Origin of the sequence: Xanthomonas cissicola (assembly GCF_008801575.1) — a bacterium.
GTDB lineage: Bacteria > Pseudomonadota > Gammaproteobacteria > Xanthomonadales > Xanthomonadaceae > Xanthomonas > Xanthomonas cissicola.
The window spans coordinates 1-16,821 of sequence record NZ_VZPL01000024.1 but is presented as its reverse complement, the minus strand read 5'-3'; the positions used below and the strand labels follow the sequence as shown (position 1 = coordinate 16,821).

Here is a 16,821-nt window from a genome sequence, read left to right as displayed (position 1 = left end):
ACCCGGCTGGGCGGTCCCGGCCGGGTCGTTGCGCCACCCGCGGCAGCGCGGCCGCGGGTGTGCATGCTCACGACTCGTACGCGGCTTCGCCGTGCGAGGTGATGTCCAGGCCCTCGCGCTCGGCTTCTTCGCTCACGCGCAGGCCGAACACCAGCTTGGCAACCACGAACCCCACCACCGACACCACGCCGATCCAGCCGACCGTGATCCCGACGCCCAGCGCCTGGATGCCGACTTGGTGGACGATGTCGTAATCGCCGCCCTTCTGGCCGCCCAGCGAGGCCGCCGAGAACACACCGGTCAGGATGGCGCCGATGATGCCGCCCAGGCCATGCACGCCGAACACGTCCAGGCTGTCGTCGGCACCGAGCAGGCGCTTCAGACCGGTGACGCCCCACACGCACAGCACACCGGCGGCAAGACCAATGACGATCGCGCCGAACGGGCCCACCGTGCCGCAGGCCGGGGTGATGCCGACCAGGCCGGCGACCATGCCCGAGGCCACGCCCAGGGCGGACGACTTGCCCTTGATGATCTTCTCGGTCAGCGACCAGCCCAGGATGGCGGCGGCGGTGGCCAGCAAGGTGTTGAGGAAGGCCAGCGCCGCACCGGCATTGGCTTCCAGATTGGAACCGGCGTTGAAGCCGAACCAGCCCACCCACAGTAGCGAGGCACCGACGAAGGTCAGGGTCACGTTGTGCGGCTTGATTGCCTCACGTCCTAGTCCGGCACGCTTGCCGACGAAGTAGGCGCCGACCAGGCCGGCAACACCGGCGTTGATATGCACCACGGTGCCGCCGGCGAAATCCAACGCGCCCAACCCGAACAGATACCCACCGGTGGCCCAGACCATGTGCGCCAGCGGCAGGTAGCCGAAGGTGAACCAGATCGCCGAGAACAGCAGCACCGCCGCGAACTTGGCGCGTTCGGCAAAGGCGCCGACGATCAGCGCGCCGGTGATGCCGGCGAAGGTCGCCTGGAACGCCACGAACACGTATTCCGGCAGGCTCACGCCCTTGGTGAAGGTCGCCGCCAGGGTTTCGATGGTGACGCCCTTGAGCAACGCCTTGTCCAGATTGCCGATCCACGCGCCTTCGCCGGAGAACGCCAGGCTGTAGCCGTAGAACACCCACAGCACGGTCAGCAGCGAGAACACCACCGCCACCTGGATCAGCACCGACAACACGTTCTTGGCGCGCACCATGCCGCCGTAGAACAGCGCAAGGCCCGGCACCACCATCAGCAACACCAGCAAGGTGGAGGTCAGCATCCAGGCGACATCGCCCTTCTCCACGACCGGTGCGGCTTCGGCGGCGGCGGCCGGCGGGGCGGCCGGCTGCGCCGACGGCAGCGGTTCGGTGGTGACCGGCTCGGTCGGCAGCGGGGTGACCTGCGGCGTGGACTGCGCATGCGCACTGCCCATGCCGCCCACCATCAGCGCGCTGAACAGCATCAGCATGCACACGCTGTAGAACCGGGCTTTCCACCCGGCAAAAAGAGCTGTCTTCATACGAACTCCGGGGCTGGTGGGGTCAGAGCGCATCGGCGCCGATCTCGCCGGTGCGGATGCGCACCACCTGCTCGATCGCGGTCACGAAGATCTTGCCGTCGCCGATCTTGCCGGTGCCGGCGGCGTTCTGGATCGCTTCGACCACCGCGTCCAGGCGGTCGTCGGTGACCACCGTTTCGATCTTGATCTTGGGCAGGAAGTCGACGACGTACTCAGCGCCGCGGTACAGCTCGGTGTGGCCTTTCTGGCGCCCGAAGCCCTTGACCTCGGTCACGGTGATGCCCGACACGCCTGCTGCAGACAAGGCCTCGCGGACCTCGTCGAGCTTGAACGGCCGGATGATGGCGGTGATCAATTTCATGCGCATACCCCGAATGGTGGAAAGAATCGGCCGGCATTGCGCCGCCCGGCGGTGTCAGTCACCTGGATGCCTACCCCGGCATCCGATCGTTCGCGATTGCGCGGACCCCAGCAGATGTCATGCATCCGCCTCGTGGGAGAGGTCAGGCCCGCGCGCCGCGAACGATGTGCTCTCTCAATACCCCTGCGATCCACGGCCGGGGCCACGGATCGCTCGAACAAGTGTGCGGCGATGACGGAAGTGGGAGGGGGGCCTCCGCCATCACCGCGGTGGAACTCAGTTGCCGTAGTACAGCTGGTACTCCAACGGGTGGGTCGCAGCACGGAACTTGGTGACTTCCTGCATCTTCAGCGCGATATAGCCGTCGATGAAGTCGTCGCTCATCACGCCGCCGGCCTTAAGGAACTCGCGGTCCTTGTCCAGCGCTTCCAGCGCCTGGTCCAGGCTGGAGCAAACCTGCGGGATCAGCTTCTCTTCTTCCGGCGGCAGGTCGTACAGGTCCTTGTCGCTCGGTGCGCCCGGATCGATCTGGTTCTTGATGCCGTCCAGGCCGGCCATCATCAGCGCGGTGAAGGTCAGGTAGCCGGACTGCAACGGATCGGGGAAGCGCATTTCGATGCGGCGCGCCTTCGGATTGGTGACCCAGGGAATGCGGCACGACGCCGAACGGTTACGCGCCGAATAGGCCAGCATCACCGGCGCCTCGAAGCCCGGGACCAGACGCTTGTAGCTGTTGGTGCCGGAGTTGGCGAAGGCGTTGATCGCTCGGGCATGCTTGAAGATGCCGCCGATGTACCACAGCGCCAGCTGCGACAGGCCGCCGTAGCCGTCGCCGGTGAACAGGTTGACGCCGCCCTTGGCCAGCGACTGGTGCACGTGCATGCCCGAGCCGTTGTCGCCCACGATGGGCTTGGGCATGAAGGTGGCGGTCTTGCCGTTGCGGTAGGCGACGTTCTTGATGATGTACTTCATCGTCAGCAGTTCGTCGGCCTTCTGCACCAGCGAGCTGAACTTGGTGCCGATCTCGCACTGGCCGGCGGTGGCCACTTCGTGGTGGTGCACTTCGGTTTCGATGCCGACCTGTTCCAGCGTCTTGATCATTTCCGCGCGCAGGTCGTGCAGGCTGTCGGTCGGCGGAACCGGGAAGTAGCCGCCCTTCACGCCCGGGCGGTAACCGCTGTTGCCGCCGTCGTACTTTTCGCCGGTGTTCCAGGCCGCTTCTTCCGAACCCACCTGGAAGAAGGTGTGGCCCATGTCGTTGGCAAAGCGCACCGAATCGAAGATGAAGAATTCCGGCTCCGGGCCGAAGAACGCCTGGTCGGCGGTGCCGGAGGATTTCAGATAGGCCTCGGCGCGCTTGGCGATGCCGCGCGGATCGCGCTCATAGCTCTGCATGGTGGCCGGGTCGAGGATGTCGCAGGTCAGCACGATGGTCGGATCGGCGAAGAACGGATCCAGATACGCGGTACCGGCGTCCGGCAGCAACACCATGTCCGACTCGTTGATGCCCTTCCAGCCCGCGATCGAACTGCCGTCGAACATCTTGCCTTCTTCAAACAGCGCCGGCTCGATGATATTGACCGGAAAGGTGATGTGCTGCTGTACACCACGCATATCGACGAAGCGCAGGTCGACGAACTCGACCTTGTTGTCCTTGATCAGCTTTTCAACATTTTCCACGGACATCGGAAGAAACCTCAGGCAGGAGTTAAGTGGCTCGTGGGCGGGACTACAGCAGGGACCGTGCCAAGCCCTGGCACTTCACAAGCCCTTGATTTTGCTTACATCGCTCGCGACCGTAAAATCCGTATTGCACTATTCAGGTGCAAAAATGGACACACGCCGCACCGATGTGGTGCATGTCGCAATGCACTATCCTGGCGCCTCCCTCACCCCTGCCCAGTCCGATGTCCGATCTGATTTCCGCCCTGTTGTTGGGCATTCTCGAAGGCCTCACCGAATTTCTGCCGATCTCCAGCACCGGCCACCTGCTGATCGCCGAACAATGGCTCGGACGCCGTTCTGACTTCTTCAATATCGTCATCCAGGCCGGCGCGATCCTGGCCATCTGCCTGGCGCTGCGGCAGCGCTTGTGGAGCCTGGCCACCGGCCTGGGCGAGCGCGCCAACCGCGACTACGTGCTCAAGGTAGGCGTGGCCTTCCTGGTCACCGCGGTGGTCGGGCTGATCGTGCGCAAGGCCGGCTGGCAATTGCCCGAAACGCTGCAACCGGTCGCCTGGGCGTTGCTGATCGGCGGGGTGTGGATGCTGGTGGCCGAACACTTCGCCGGCAAGCTGCCCGAGCGCGATGTGGTGACCTGGAAGGTGGCCATTGCAGTGGGCCTGGCGCAGGTCGTGGCCGGTGTTTTTCCCGGTACGTCACGCTCGGCCTCGACGATCTTCATCGCGATGCTGCTGGGCCTGAGCAAGCGCTCGGCAGCGGCGGACTTCGTGTTCATGGTGGGCATTCCGACCATGTTCGCGGCCAGCGGTTACGCGCTGCTGGAGATGTACAAGGAAGGCGGTTTCGGCACCGAAAACTGGGCCGACGTGGCTGTGGCCTTCGTGGCAGCGACCATCACCGGCTTTGTGGTGGTGAAGTGGCTGCTGGGCTATATCAAGAAGCACCGTTTCACGGTGTTTGCGGTGTACCGCATGCTGCTGGGCGCCGCCCTGCTGCTGTGGCTGCCGGCGGCTGCGGGCTGACACGCCACGGCACCGCCTGCCTGCACTCCGAGACGGGTGCGATGTGCAGGCCAGGGGCGGCCAACAACGTAAAGCGCCGTCCCCAAGAAGTTGTGGGTGGCGCGTTCGGCACTGCCGCGTACGAGCGCTGCCAGCCGATTCCGGGCAGCGGCCGCCCCGCCTGATATTGGATGCACTCGCTTGATTGGCGGCTTTGGGGCGTCCACGTCGTGACGCCGGTCATTGCCCCGGGCGCACGCTGGCGGTATCACTGGCGCATCGATCACCGGGAGCTGCGCATGCGTGCCGTGTTCTTGGCCCCAGCATTGCTGGCGGCAGGCGTGACGGCCTGCGGGTCGGGTGCATCGCCGGACCCGCCCGGCTCCAGCCACGTTGCTGCGCGGGCGCCGGTCGCCGTCCCCCCTGACACGGACAATGTCCCGTTGCGCGCCGCCTTGCGCGCGCAGCACTGGCACCTGCAGCGGGCCAGCGATGCGCATGGCACGGCCTTGCGCAGCCTGTTCGTCGACGGCGTGCCGCCAGTGCAACTGGATTTCGGCGATCAGCGCATCCAGGTCAGCCAGACCTGCAACGCGCTGGGCGCCAACTACAGCGTGGCCGAGGCGCACGTGCAGATTGGCCGGGTGGTCTCGAGCAAGCGAATGTGCGCCGATGCACGCCGGATGGCGCAGGAGCGCGCGGCCAGCGACCTGTTGTCCGGGCGCTTCGCAGTGATCATGGACAACGCAGCAGCTGCGCCCCGCCTGACCCTGACCCGCAGCGACGGCACTGTGCTGATCTTCGGCGGCACGCCCACTGCGGACACCCGGTATGGCGGGCCGGGGCAGACGCTGTTGATCGAAGTAGCCGCAGATACCGTGCCCTGCGTTTCCGACCCTGCGCGCCGCTGCCTGCAAGTGCGCGAGCACGCCCCGGACGCACCTGCCACCGTACAGGCCGCTACATCATGGCAGCCCTACGAGGGCGCGATCGAGGGTTTCGTCCATGAAGACGGCATACGCACCGTGCTGCGCGTGACCCGCTACCCGGCCGGCAGCGAGCCTGGCGCCAAACCGGTGTACGTGCTCGACCAGATGATCGAGGCCGGCAGCTAGCGCGGCCGCAGCATTGGGCCGGCAACGGCCTCGCACGCGCCGCCGCCGCCCGCATCACAACCGGATGAGGACCTTGCCCACGTGTTGCGCCCTGGCGAAATAGTCCAAGGCCTGGGGCGCCTCGTCGAACCGGAACGTCTTGCTGTGCAGGGTCTTGATGCGGTGCTGCTCGATCGCCCGCAGCAGGTCCACGAACATCGCCCGGCTTCCGTTGGCGATCCCGCGGATGGTCACGTTCTTGCGGATCAACGCCACGTAATCGGGAATTGGCGACGCCGCGCCCGGGGTGACGCCGACCACCACGATGGTCGCGTTCGCGGCCGCCGCCTTGATCGACTGGCCCAAGGTGTCCTGCCCGCCGGTCTCGATGACGACGTCCGCGCCGCCGCCGGACAGCTGCATCACCGCCTCGGCCCAGTCGGGGTGGGTGCGGTAGTTGACGGTGATGTCGGCGCCCAGGCGGCGTGCGAGCTCGAGCTTGTCGTCGCTGGACGAGGTGATGGCCACGCGGGCGCCGTGGAGCTTGGCCAGCTGGAGCGCGGCCATCGAGACGCCACCGGTTCCCAGACACAGCACCAGGTCGCCGGCCTTGATCCTGGCCACTTCCACCAGGGCGTGCCAGGCAGTCACCGCGGCCGATGCCAGCGCAGCGACATCCGCGTCCTCCAGCGACGCAGGCACCTTGATCAAGGCGCTGGCGGGCAGCGACACCTTTTCGGCCAGCCAGCCGTCATGGGTCACGCCCAGGTCGTGGGCGAACATCTCGGCGCGGAACCTGCCATCCAGCCAGGTGGGAAAGTGCCCACTGACGACACGGTCGCCTGGCGCGACCTGGCTGACGCCGGCTCCGACGCAGGTCACGATGCCCACACCCTCGGCAACCGGAACGCGCGTAGGCGCAAGCTTGCCGCCGTAGGTGCCTTTCAGGATCTGCAGGTCGCGGTTGATCAGCCCGACCAGTCGCGGAGCGACGATGACCTCACCGGCTCCTGCAACTGGTTCGGGCATCTCGACCGCAACCAGGCTCTCAAGGCCGGTTTGATTGCCAATCTGGAATGCTTTCAAGGGGGATTGCCTGTGCTGCGGCGCCGGCCGAACGTGGCTGGCGTCGTGGGGGATGGAGCGACCGCCGCCATCGGCGCGATCACTCAGCGCAGCGATGGGTTCAGCGTGTAGGTGCCGTACAACGCCGCTTCGGCCAGCACATGACCCTGCATCGCCGACAGCACGTCGGCGGCGGTGAAGCTGCTGGGCAGGCCAAGTTTGGCCACGTCCAGCGCGAACACGCGGAAGAAATACCGGTGCACGCGCAGGTCGTTGAACGGCGGGTACGGGCCGTCGTAGCCGCGGTAGTCGCCGGCCATGTCGGCATTGCCGGCGAACCACTGGGTGTAGGAATTCAGGCCCTGCCGGGCACCGGCCGGGCCGGCTGGCTGCTGCTTGCCCTTGACCACGAAGCCGTCGCTGCAGCTTCCCGCCGCAATCTCATGCACATCGGCGGGGATATCGGCCATGACCCAATGCACGAAATCGGTGCGTGGCTGCTCGACGGGAATCTGCAAGTCGTCGCGGCCGACGGTGTCGGGCACGGTCGGCACGTCCGGGTCCAGGCACAGCAGCGCAAACGACTGCGTACCGGCCGGCGTCTCGCTCCAGGCCAGGTGCGGATTGCGGTTGGGCGCAAAGCCCTCCGGCGTGCCGGCGGCAAACTCCACCGCGATGGGCTTGCCGTTTTCGATGCTGTTGCTGGTCAGACGCATGGCGGGTCTCCGAGGGAAGCGATACGGGTCAGGGTGCCTGGGTCTGCGCCACAGCGGAAGACGCCGCCATGGAACCTTCTGATGCGCTCGGCCGGGTTTACCGCCGCGTACGTACCGCGCCTGCACACGATGCAACGACGCGAATGCGGCCACGCCCACCTGCCGTGGGCGCGACCGCGTTGATGGCGCCTCAGTCCTGGGGGTAACCGAAGCGCACCGCGATCAGGGTGAGCAGATCGAACTGGGCGCCGAGCACGCCGCGGTAATCGCGCCAGCGGCCGGAGGCCAACCGCGCCGGGCCACGCGGTTCGACCAGCGGGAAGCTCAGCCCGAACGCCTGTTCCAGGGCCGTCGAAATTCCCTGCGGGTCGTCTTCGATCCCGTCCAGCCGGATGATGCGGTGGGGGTACAGGTCGCGCTCGTGCAGCGTGGCCAGCTGTTCCAGCGCGATCAGCAACCAGTCGGTGGCCTGTTGCGGCGATTGCAGTGCCAGCGGCGCCGACGCACCGGCCGAGAGCCAGTCCAGCAACATGTCGCGCGGGTCACGCAGCGCAATCGCCAGCCTGCCCTCGGGCAGGTGCGGGCGCAGCGCGGTCAACAAGGTGTTGTCCCACCACAGCAACCAGTCGATGACATTGCCATCGTCGATGCCGCGGCGCGGCAGTTGCGCCTTCCAGCCTTCCACCAGCGCCGTCGGTGCCAGTTCGCCGGAGGCCAGCTGTTCGAGGGTGCGGTAGCTCTGCAGCGCATCCGATGGCGGCGTGGTGCCATAGCGGTCGCCGCGGACCAGCGGGGTGGCCGCCCCCATCACCGCGACCAGGCGTTCGACATGCGAGCCGGGCGTGCCCCACACGAACAGCGGGCGTGCGGTGACGGTGTCGGGAATGCTGCCCAGCGCAGGCCACTGCGTCGGCTGCCTGGCTGCCTGCGGCGGCAACGGCAACCGATGCTGGGCCTGTTCGCGGTGGAACTGCATCCAGGTACCCACGGCGGCATCGGGCTGGCCGGCGCGGTCCTGCACATTGCCCAACCATGGCCGCAGCACGGTCTGCTGCGGTGCAGGCAGCGATTCGATCAACGATTCGACGCAGGCGATCGCCGCCGGTGGATCGCGTTGCAGCAAGGCTTCGACAATGCGCTGCTCGCCGCTGATGCGGCCCGGCTCCACCGCCACGATCTGGCGCGCCACCATTTCCGCCTCGTCGGCCTGGCCCTGCATGTCGTGCACGCGCATCAGCGCTTCCAGGGCCGGCAGGTGTTCGGGCATGGCCAGCAGCCAGCGCTCGATCACTGCCTGCGCCTGCGGCCCACCGACCGGCTCTACTGCCAGGCGCGCCAGCCACAGGTCGTGCGCAGTGGCCGAGGTGGCCAGCGCCGCATCCAGGGTGTCGCGCGCATCGTCCACCGCGCCCAGCCGCTCCCAGGCGGTGAGCAGCGCGTGCAGCGTGCGGCGGTCGGCCGGCCAGTGCGCCAGTGCCAGGCGCAGGTGCGCGGCGGCCTGATCGGGGCGACCGGCCTGCAGTTCCATCTCGCCGGCAAGCCGGCGCATGGCCGGCAGATCGCCGTCGGGCTGGTCGAGCACGCCCTGCATCGCCGCCAGCGCGTCGTCCAGGCGGCCCTGGCGCTGGGCCAGCTGGGCAATGAAGGCGCGCAGCGCGGTGCCGGGCGGATTGAGCTCGATCACGCGCTCGAAGGCACGCTCGGCGAACGCGAAATGCTCTTTCTGCAGATACGCAAAGCCCAGCGAAAACAGCACGCGGGCATCGTCGGGCAACTGCTCGGCAGCGCGGGTCAGCAGCGACAGCGCGCGGTCGTCCTGGCCGCGGCGCATCTCGACCACGCCATCGACCGCCAGCAATTGCGGATGTTCCGGCGCCAGCCGCGCGGCGGTGCGGCTGAGCCGGTCGGCCTCGTCCAGATCGCCGCGCGCCACCGCCAGATGCGCCTGCATCACGTAGGCATTGAACTGGTTGGGATCCAGCGCAGTGGTGCGCGACAGCGCGGCATCGGCGGCAGACAGATCGCGCGTGGCCAGCAACGCGCCGGCGCGCAGCAGGTGCAGGTCGGCGTCTTCGGGCGTCAGCGTCAGCGCGGTGTCGATGCTGTCCAGCGCCAGCGCCGGCTGCCCTTGCTGCTGCAGCGCAAGCGCCAGCCAGCGGTGGGCGGCGGCGTGGTCTGGCGCGTTGGTGACCCACTCGCGGGCCAGCGCCACCGCATCGTCGGCCGCATTGCGGCGCAGGGCTTGAAGAATGGCGTCTTGCATGGCGGCGGCGGGTCCCGGACAAACCGCTATTGTAACGATGCGCGCTGCGGCGGCTTGCATGTGCAACGGACGCTGCCGTCTGGCGCGGCGCCGGCGTGCAAGGTGGGCGTTATCGGCGGTGCGAACTCACATCGCTCGTTCGCCCCGGCCAGAGGTTGAAACGCATGCCAACTTCCGACGCAGCACGCTGGCGCCATAGGCCACGCAGAACGCCCCAAACACCACCTGGCCCAGATGCCAGAGCGCAGCATGGGCGCCCACGGAAACCGACCCTGCGCGTGAGCGGAACAGGATCTCCCCGGTCTGCAGATAGGTGTAGAGGCTGATCGCGCTGAAGTAGACCATCGCGCAACCGACAACCACTGCCAAGACGGCGACCATTGCATCCATGGACGGATGTCGTCTCGACATCATTGGCGCGCTGACGCCAGCCGCTCGGCCACCCAACGTTCGGCAAAGCCGTCGCCGCGGGCGTTTTCCAGAAAGCCGCAATGCCCGCCCCAGCGCGCGATTTCCAGCTGCGCATGCGCCGGCAACTGCCAGGCAGCGAAATCTTCGAACGGAATCACCGGGTCGTCTTCGGCCATCAGGATGTCGACCGGCACCTGCAGGTTGGCCAGGCGTTGGCCGGCAATCGAATAGCTGTCGAAGTACGCTTCCAGCGAGCCATGCCCGGTGTGTTTCACCGCCAGCCAGGCCATCAGCCCGCGCATGTCCAGCGCCAGGGTGGCGTCGTCGTACCCGTGCTGCTCGGGGAACAGCTTGCGCTTGCGCAGCAGCGATTCGCGCCATTTACGGCGGAAGTACCAATCGTAGAACTGCGGGCCCTTTTCCAGCTGGGTCATGGTGGCGGCCGGGTCCAGCAACGGGCACACCGCCGCCACGCGCGCCAGCGGCAGGCCGGCGGCGGGCGCACGCAGCGCCAGCCGCAGCGCGAAATTGCCGCCCAGCGAATACCCTGCAGCCAGCAATTGCGGCGCAGGAAAACGCCGCCAAAGATCGCCTGCGGCATTGACCACTTCTTCGATGCGGTCGGAGTGGAACAGGTCCACATTGAGATGGTGAGTACCGCCGTGGTCGCGGAAGTTCAGCCGGAACACCTGGTAGCCCAGACCGAGCAGGCGCGCGGCGGTCAGGCGCATGTAATTGGAATCGGCGCTGCCCTCCCAGCCATGCAGCAACAGCACGGTGCCGCGTGGCGGCGCATCGCCGGGCGGGACGCTCATCCAGCCCTGCAGGCGCACACCGTCACCGCCATCGAGGATATGTTCGCTGGTGACAGCGCCGCTGGCGGCCAGCAACTGGCGGCTGCGGATGCGCCGCAGGGCGCTGCTGCCCAGCACCGATTGCACGTGCGGATTGCGCAGCCAGCGCGGCGGCAAGTAGTCGGAGGCGTTCATGCGCGTATCGCACCGGCGTTGCGGCTGACCGCAGGGGAGAGGCGCGTGCGCATCGTCGGCTAGGACTCCATCGCTGCGACGATCCGTTGGCGCGAGGTCTCGGCCATGCGACGACGGCCTTCGATATCCAGCGCGCGAATCGGCTCGAGAAAATGCACTTCGGCCAGCCGCGACGGCTCGCCCAGCAGGCGCACGATATTGGCGAAGAAACTCTCGCGCTCACCGAAGGCCACCACCGCCTGCGCGTTGCCGCGCAACCCGTACCGCAGCGCCACCGGCTGTACCGGCACGCCGGCTTCCACCGCTGCCTGGAAGATGCGCGCATGGAACGGGCCCACTTCGGTACCCCCACGGGTACGTCCTTCCGGGAAGACCCCCACCGGCTTGCCGCTTTGCAGGCGCAGCAGCATTTCCTGCAGCACCCCGCCCAGCGATTCGGTATTGCCGCGCTGGTGGAAGATGGTCTGGCCCTTGGTCGCCAGCCAGCCCACCAGCGGCCAGCCGGCAATTTCGCGCTTGGCCACGAACCCCATCACCCGCTGGCTGTGCAGGATGGAGATATCCACCCAGCTGACGTGGTTGGCCACGAACAGGGTCGCGCCCGGTAGCGGCGTCCCGAAGCGACGCAGGCGGAAGCCGAACACGCGCATCAAGGTGCCCTGCCACCAGCGGATCATCCGCTCCTCCAGAGTGTCGTCGTGCCCGATGCGGATCCGCGCCAGCGCCGGTACCACCACGCACAGCATGGTGACCGGCAGGCCGAGACACAGATGCAGCAACAACAGTGGCACCCGGTAGAGATACCGGAACCAACGCAACGCGCCGCCAGCGTCGCGCGTGGCGTCCAGGGATGACTCGCTCATTCGACGAACGGAACCGGTAACGGGGGAAGGAGGCGCAACCATTGTGACAGCAGCGTGGCCGCCGCGCAGTGCCGGCAGCGGATGACGCTGTTCCGTGCATGCCGCTGCCGGGCGAGCTCAGCCATTGCTGCGTGGAACCACCGCCAGGGTCAATCGCGACACACAGACGCGTTTGCCGGCCGGGTTTTCGATGGTGATGTCCCAGACATGCGTGCTACGCCCCACATGTACCGCCCGCGCAGTGCCGGTCACCAGCCCCTGGGTGGCAGCGCGCAGGTGATTGGCATTGATCTCCAGCCCCACGCAGATCTGGGTCGTCATATCCACGCACAGGTTGCCGGCGCTGCTGCCCACCGTTTCGGCCAGCACCACCGAGGCGCCACCGTGCAGCAGGCCATAGGGCTGCCTGGTACGCGCATCCACCGGCATGGTGGCGCGCAGCCAATCGTCACCGGCCTCGGTGAAGACGATGCCCAGATGCTCGATCAAGGTATCGCGGCTGGCGGCATTGAGGGCGGCTAGATCGACGGGTTCGCGGAAGGTCATGGGCTGGGAATGGGGAATGGGGAATGGGGAATGGGGAATGGGGAATGGGGAATGGGGAATGGGGAATGGGGAATGGGGAAGCGGGAAGCGGGAAGCGGGAAGCGGGAAGCGGGAAGCGCAAGAGCATCCTGCCGCCTGGGGTGCGATGCAACTGGGCAGTGGTACCGCGCCTGACAGCATTCGTTGGCGGCGCCGCTGCGTTGCGCGACCCTGGCCCGTGGCAACTGCAGCCGCTTCGACGATTTCCGGCGTCCAGGAGCCGATCCGCAGCCAAACTGCGTCCATCCAACCACAACGTGCTGCACGGTCAGGCATCCGCTGCTGCGACCTGCGTGGCACGCCAGCCGATCAGAGAATCGGTACCAGCCCGGCGCCGAAAGCGGTCAGCATGCGCACCAGCAGCCACTTCGGGCCGACATTGACCTCCGGGAAATCGCCCACCGCCACATAGCACTGGCGGAACTGCGGGTCCTGGCGCTTGAGCGGAAACGGACAATCCGGGCCGGGCTGGAACTGGTAGTTGGTGGCGTAGCGCCATGGCCAGAAGTCCAGCACCGGCAAGGCTTCGGAGACCTTGCCCACACTGTAGTTCAACCCGCTCAGCACCGGCGGCTTTTCGCGCGGCGCCACCGTCCACGCATTTTCCGGAGCGATGTCGCGTTCGATGCTGGCAGCCAACGCCTGCGCAAAGCGCGCATCGTCGATCACCACGGCCGCTTCGGTATTGTAGTTTTCGCTGCGCGGGTCGAAGTTGTGCGTCCCGATCACGCCGATGCGGCGATCCACCACCAACGACTTGGCATGCAAGCCCATGCGCGCACCGGCGCGGGTCACCGGCAGCGGCTTGTTGACCGCGCGCGTGCCCAGGAACGAGGGCCGCGTTTCGGTCCGCAACACGCGCCGATCGACTTCGCTCCCGCCCGGCGCACGGCCGCCACCACTGCCGCGCAGCACGCTGCCGGCGCTCGCGCTGGCGTTGCCCTCCGGGCCGCTGCTGCCGCGCATCGCATTGCCCGCTGCGCTGCCGCCGATCAGGCGATTGTTGCGGCTGTCCTGATTGACGTCGGAGGCGGGGTTGAGCGGGTCCGTCACCAGGTTGGCGTAATCCACCGGGGCATCGAGCGGAAACGGCTTGAACTCGTACACATTGAAGCCCAGCTCGCGCATGTTGCGGCGTTTGAACTTGTACGACAGCGCATACACGATGGGGTTGTCGGTGGCGGCCAGGCTATTGGTCGACACCACGATGCGCGGCGGCTGCGGGTGTTTGCGCAACGTGCGGAAGATCGCCTGCGCCTGGTCGGACAACACAAGGTAGGGGGTCTGCAGCAGCACTTCCTGCTGCGCGCCGGCAATCAGGCCATCCAGTTCCGGCGCCGTGGACACTGCCTTGGCCGCATGTTCCCGGCGGTGTTTTTGCGGCAGATCGGCCACGTACAGCACACGCTTCACCGGCATGGCCGGGGTCACGAAGGCGTCGCGCACGAATTGCGGGTCGCGCGCTTCGCGGTCCACTCGCGCCACCCGGTCGGGCCGGCGGAACTCGGCCGGCGGCATCGTCGGCACGCCCTGCTCCAGCAGCAGGCGCCCGACATCGTTCAGACGCTCGGCCGGTACGCTGCGCCGGGCACGCCAGAACGCATCGAAATTGGCGGCCATGGCGCGCACTTCCGGCCCGGCCAGAATCACGTCGCGGTCGCGGAAGTTGTACTCGCTGTCCCAGTCGTAATAGTCGTCCTGGTAATTGCGTCCACCGACCACGCCCAGCACGTCGTCCACCACCAGCAGCTTGTTGTGCATGCGCTGGTTGAAGCGGCGGAAGCAACACAGCACGCTGCCGGCATAATCGAAGTAATTGAGCTTGACCTTGCCGAAGGTGGGGTTGTAGATGCGCAGCTGCAGGTTTTCATGGCTGCTGGCGAGCGCACCGAGAATCTGCAGATCGGCGATCGCCGACAACTGATCGATCAGGATGCGCACCTTGACCCCGCGCTGGGCGGCGTCCACCAGTGCGTCCAGCACCATGCGCGCGCTGTCGTCCTTATCGAAAATGTAGGTCTGCAGATCGATGCTGCGGGTGGCGCTTCGGATCAGGTTGAGCCGGGCCACCAGCGATTCTTCGCCATGGTCGACGATGGTGGCGTAATGCCGCGGCGCTACTGGTGTGGAGGCGGTGATCGCTTCGCCGCCCAGCGCGCGCAATGGCGAGGGTTGCGCACAGCGATTGGCCTGGGTGCAATTGACCACCGTGCTGCGTGCCGCAGCGGCGACACCGGCGGCACGGTTGCGTTCGGTTTGTGACAGGCTGGCGCATCCGGTGCCGAGCAACAACGTTGCCAGCACGCAAACCCTCAACAGATACGTCACGGGCGCCGCGCCTCCTGCAAGCGCCCACGCAGAATGAACGTCACCCTGTCGCCCAGGGCCATCTGCCACGCATTCATTCCGTAACGTCCACGCAGGACCGTCCCTCGACTGATCACGTCGCAATCATAGCCCGGCCGCGTGCATTCGGCCGGCACCACATGCAGCGTTTCCAGATGCGTGATTCCGCGGATGGTCAGGTTGCCGACGATGTCCCCCCCCTGCTTCACCACTTCGTCGACATACGGCAGCGACTCGAATTCGACGACCGGGTACTGCGCAACGTCGAAAAAATCTTCGCCGCGCATCCAGCTGGTATACCGGTCCTTGCCGGGGATCTCCACCTGAGTGGCGTCCAGCCGGAAACGCACCTGCTGACGCCCATCGGCCAACGTCACTACGTCACCGCGAAAACGCGGGAAAAACCCCTCGATCTTCGTCCCGAAGCGCGTCTTGATCTCGAACCCGAAGCGCGATTGCGCCGGGTCGATGGACTGCACCTTCTGCTGCGCCATGCAGGGGAACACGACCCAGAGCGCGAGCCAGGCGTACCAGCGCAGCGACGATGACACGGATCAAGGCCACCAGAAGGCGGTCAGGCGGGCGATGCCCGGCTCGATGGTGGCGTCCAGCGGCAATGCCAGCAACGCGATCGAGGCGGTGGGCATGCCGCGGTAATCGCCGGTCTGGCCGCTGTGCATCAGCGCGGCCAGCCGTTCCAGGCCAGGGTTGTGGCCCACCAGCAGCAGGCGCTCGGCCTCGCGATGTTCGTCCACCAGGCTGGCCAGGGTGCCGGGCGTGGCCTCATAGATGCGTTCGTCCAGCCGTTGTTCGATGTAGCCGGTGAGCTCGAGCACCGCCTCCAGGGTTTCGCGGGCGCGGCGGGCCGGTGAGCACAGCACCCGGTCGGGCACCAGCCGCTGCTCGCGTAACCAACGCCCGGCCGCTTCGGCCTCGGCAATGCCATGCGGCGACAGCGGGCGATCGAAATCGGCCTGGCCGGTATCGGCCGGTTCGGCGTGGGCGTGTCGCAACAAGATCAATTCGCGCATAGGAACTTTCCGGTTCTAGGACTTCCTGAGCCACTTGAACAGCGGCTCCCAGTCCTGTTGATGGTCGCGCACCTGCGCCGAGCGGTAGTCGAACAAGCTGCGTCCCAGCCCGGCCATCACCACATAGGCCTGGGTGTCGCGCAGTTGGGTCACCAGCGGATACGGCCAGCTGCCGATCATGTCGGCGGCCTGTTGCGACGTCTGGGTCCAGGGGCGGGCACGATTGAGCACCAGGCCCACCGGCAGTTTGCGCTGATGCACGCGCGGCACCTTGGCCAGCGTGTTGAGAAATCCGACCACCGCTTCGATATCCAGCGCCGAGGACAACACCGGCACCACGATGGCATCGACGTGGTCGAGAAAGCCGCTCAGGTCCTCGGCCATGGCGCCGGCCGGCGCATCGACGATCAGGGTATCGGTGCCGTCCGGCACGGCACTCTGCCAGCTGCGGCGCTTGGTGGCATCGATCGGCAAGACCGCACTTTCCAGGCTGGCGCGGCGCTCTGCCCAGCGGGTGGACGAGCCTTGCGGATCGGCATCTGCCAGCACGGTGCGCTGGCCTTGCAACGCCGCATGTGCGGCCAGATTGGTGGCGATCGTGGTCTTGCCGACGCCGCCTTTGGAGGCGGCCACCAGGACTGTCTTCATGCACGCCTCGCTTCCGGGAGCAAGCCGGCAGCGTACACCGCGGCAAGGTGAGGAAGTAGTCGAAACGCGTTAAGGAAGCTCTGAACAACGCACCACAGATACGCGACACTACCCGCCTCATCATGTATAGGATCATCTATGCAGCTGACGTTCGGTGACGCTGAGGGCCTGGGCAAGCGCAAGCAGACCCGGCGCGAGATCTTCCTGGCCGAGATGGAGCAGGTGGTTCCGTGGCAGCAACTGCTCGGGCTGATC

16 protein-coding genes and 1 pseudogene are annotated in these 16,821 nt (G+C 66.8%); 3 read left to right on the top strand and 14 right to left on the bottom strand.

Annotation, left to right across the window (positions count from 1 at the left end):
- Positions 1–67: 67 nt before the first annotated feature.
- From F7R02_RS12060 to glnA, 3 genes are all read right to left on the bottom strand, one after another.
- The gene (locus F7R02_RS12060) at positions 68–1,510 is read right to left on the bottom strand and encodes an ammonium transporter (RefSeq protein WP_033482816.1); all 1,443 of its coding nucleotides are present in this window, start codon (positions 1,508–1,510) and stop codon (positions 68–70) included.
- A 22-nt stretch (positions 1,511–1,532) separates the two neighbouring features.
- Positions 1,533–1,871: a P-II family nitrogen regulator gene (locus tag F7R02_RS12055; RefSeq protein ID WP_002808480.1), complete on the bottom strand. Its 339-nt coding sequence runs from the start codon at positions 1,869–1,871 to the stop codon at positions 1,533–1,535.
- A gap of 276 nt (positions 1,872–2,147) precedes the next feature.
- A complete protein-coding gene (gene glnA / locus F7R02_RS12050; protein WP_003488480.1) occupies positions 2,148–3,557 on the bottom strand; it encodes a type I glutamate--ammonia ligase in 1,410 nt (469 codons plus the stop codon).
- A 221-nt stretch (positions 3,558–3,778) separates the two neighbouring features.
- Between glnA and F7R02_RS12040 the strand changes: the two genes are divergently transcribed.
- Both F7R02_RS12040 and F7R02_RS12035 read left to right on the top strand, forming a co-directional pair.
- The gene (locus tag F7R02_RS12040; RefSeq protein WP_003488476.1) at positions 3,779–4,576 is read left to right on the top strand and encodes an undecaprenyl-diphosphate phosphatase; all 798 of its coding nucleotides are present in this window, start codon (positions 3,779–3,781) and stop codon (positions 4,574–4,576) included.
- Between the two features lie 278 nt (positions 4,577–4,854).
- Entirely contained in the window at positions 4,855–5,670 is an 816-nt protein-coding gene (locus F7R02_RS12035) for an META domain-containing protein (protein WP_078590774.1), read from the top strand.
- 54 nt (positions 5,671–5,724) lie between these two features.
- Here F7R02_RS12035 and F7R02_RS12030 read toward each other — a convergent pair whose 3' ends face one another.
- From F7R02_RS12030 to F7R02_RS11975, 11 genes are all read right to left on the bottom strand, one after another.
- Positions 5,725–6,735 carry a zinc-dependent alcohol dehydrogenase family protein gene (locus F7R02_RS12030; protein WP_016848723.1) on the bottom strand — a complete coding sequence of 337 codons (1,011 nt, stop codon included), beginning with the start codon at positions 6,733–6,735 and terminating at the stop codon, positions 5,725–5,727.
- A gap of 83 nt (positions 6,736–6,818) precedes the next feature.
- Positions 6,819–7,430 (bottom strand): YbhB/YbcL family Raf kinase inhibitor-like protein, encoded by a 612-nt coding sequence (locus tag F7R02_RS12025; protein ID WP_078568451.1) that lies wholly within the window; start codon positions 7,428–7,430, stop codon positions 6,819–6,821.
- Positions 7,431–7,620: 190 nt separating this feature from the next.
- On the bottom strand, positions 7,621–9,693 hold the full coding sequence (locus F7R02_RS12020) for a tetratricopeptide repeat protein (RefSeq protein WP_033485748.1): 2,073 nt from the start codon (positions 9,691–9,693) through the stop codon (positions 7,621–7,623).
- Between the two features lie 126 nt (positions 9,694–9,819).
- Positions 9,820–10,083: a hypothetical protein gene (locus F7R02_RS12015; protein WP_033485749.1), complete on the bottom strand. Its 264-nt coding sequence runs from the start codon at positions 10,081–10,083 to the stop codon at positions 9,820–9,822.
- Positions 10,084–10,103: 20 nt separating this feature from the next.
- Positions 10,104–11,093, bottom strand: coding sequence for a YheT family hydrolase (locus F7R02_RS12010; protein ID WP_005912163.1), 990 nt, complete (start codon positions 11,091–11,093; stop codon positions 10,104–10,106).
- 59 nt (positions 11,094–11,152) lie between these two features.
- On the bottom strand, positions 11,153–11,998 hold the full coding sequence (locus F7R02_RS12005) for a lysophospholipid acyltransferase family protein (protein WP_015471568.1): 846 nt from the start codon (positions 11,996–11,998) through the stop codon (positions 11,153–11,155).
- 75 nt (positions 11,999–12,073) lie between these two features.
- Positions 12,074–12,502, bottom strand: coding sequence for a hotdog fold thioesterase (locus F7R02_RS12000; protein WP_003488457.1), 429 nt, complete (start codon positions 12,500–12,502; stop codon positions 12,074–12,076).
- A gap of 348 nt (positions 12,503–12,850) precedes the next feature.
- Entirely contained in the window at positions 12,851–14,869 is a 2,019-nt protein-coding gene (locus F7R02_RS11990; RefSeq protein ID WP_029827816.1) for a phospholipase D family protein, read from the bottom strand.
- On the bottom strand, positions 14,866–15,438 hold the full coding sequence (locus F7R02_RS11985; protein WP_003488454.1) for a YceI family protein: 573 nt from the start codon (positions 15,436–15,438) through the stop codon (positions 14,866–14,868). The genes F7R02_RS11990 and F7R02_RS11985 overlap by 4 nt, the downstream gene beginning before the upstream one ends.
- 3 nt (positions 15,439–15,441) lie before the next feature.
- Entirely contained in the window at positions 15,442–15,918 is a 477-nt protein-coding gene (locus F7R02_RS11980) for a SixA phosphatase family protein (RefSeq protein ID WP_003488452.1), read from the bottom strand.
- Positions 15,919–15,933: 15 nt separating this feature from the next.
- Complete coding sequence (locus F7R02_RS11975; RefSeq protein WP_003488448.1) at positions 15,934–16,566, bottom strand: ParA family protein; 633 nt, start codon at positions 16,564–16,566, stop codon at positions 15,934–15,936.
- A gap of 138 nt (positions 16,567–16,704) precedes the next feature.
- Between F7R02_RS11975 and F7R02_RS11970 the strand changes: the two are divergent.
- A pseudogene (locus F7R02_RS11970) lies at positions 16,705–16,821 on the top strand (IS5/IS1182 family transposase); the annotation flags it as partial.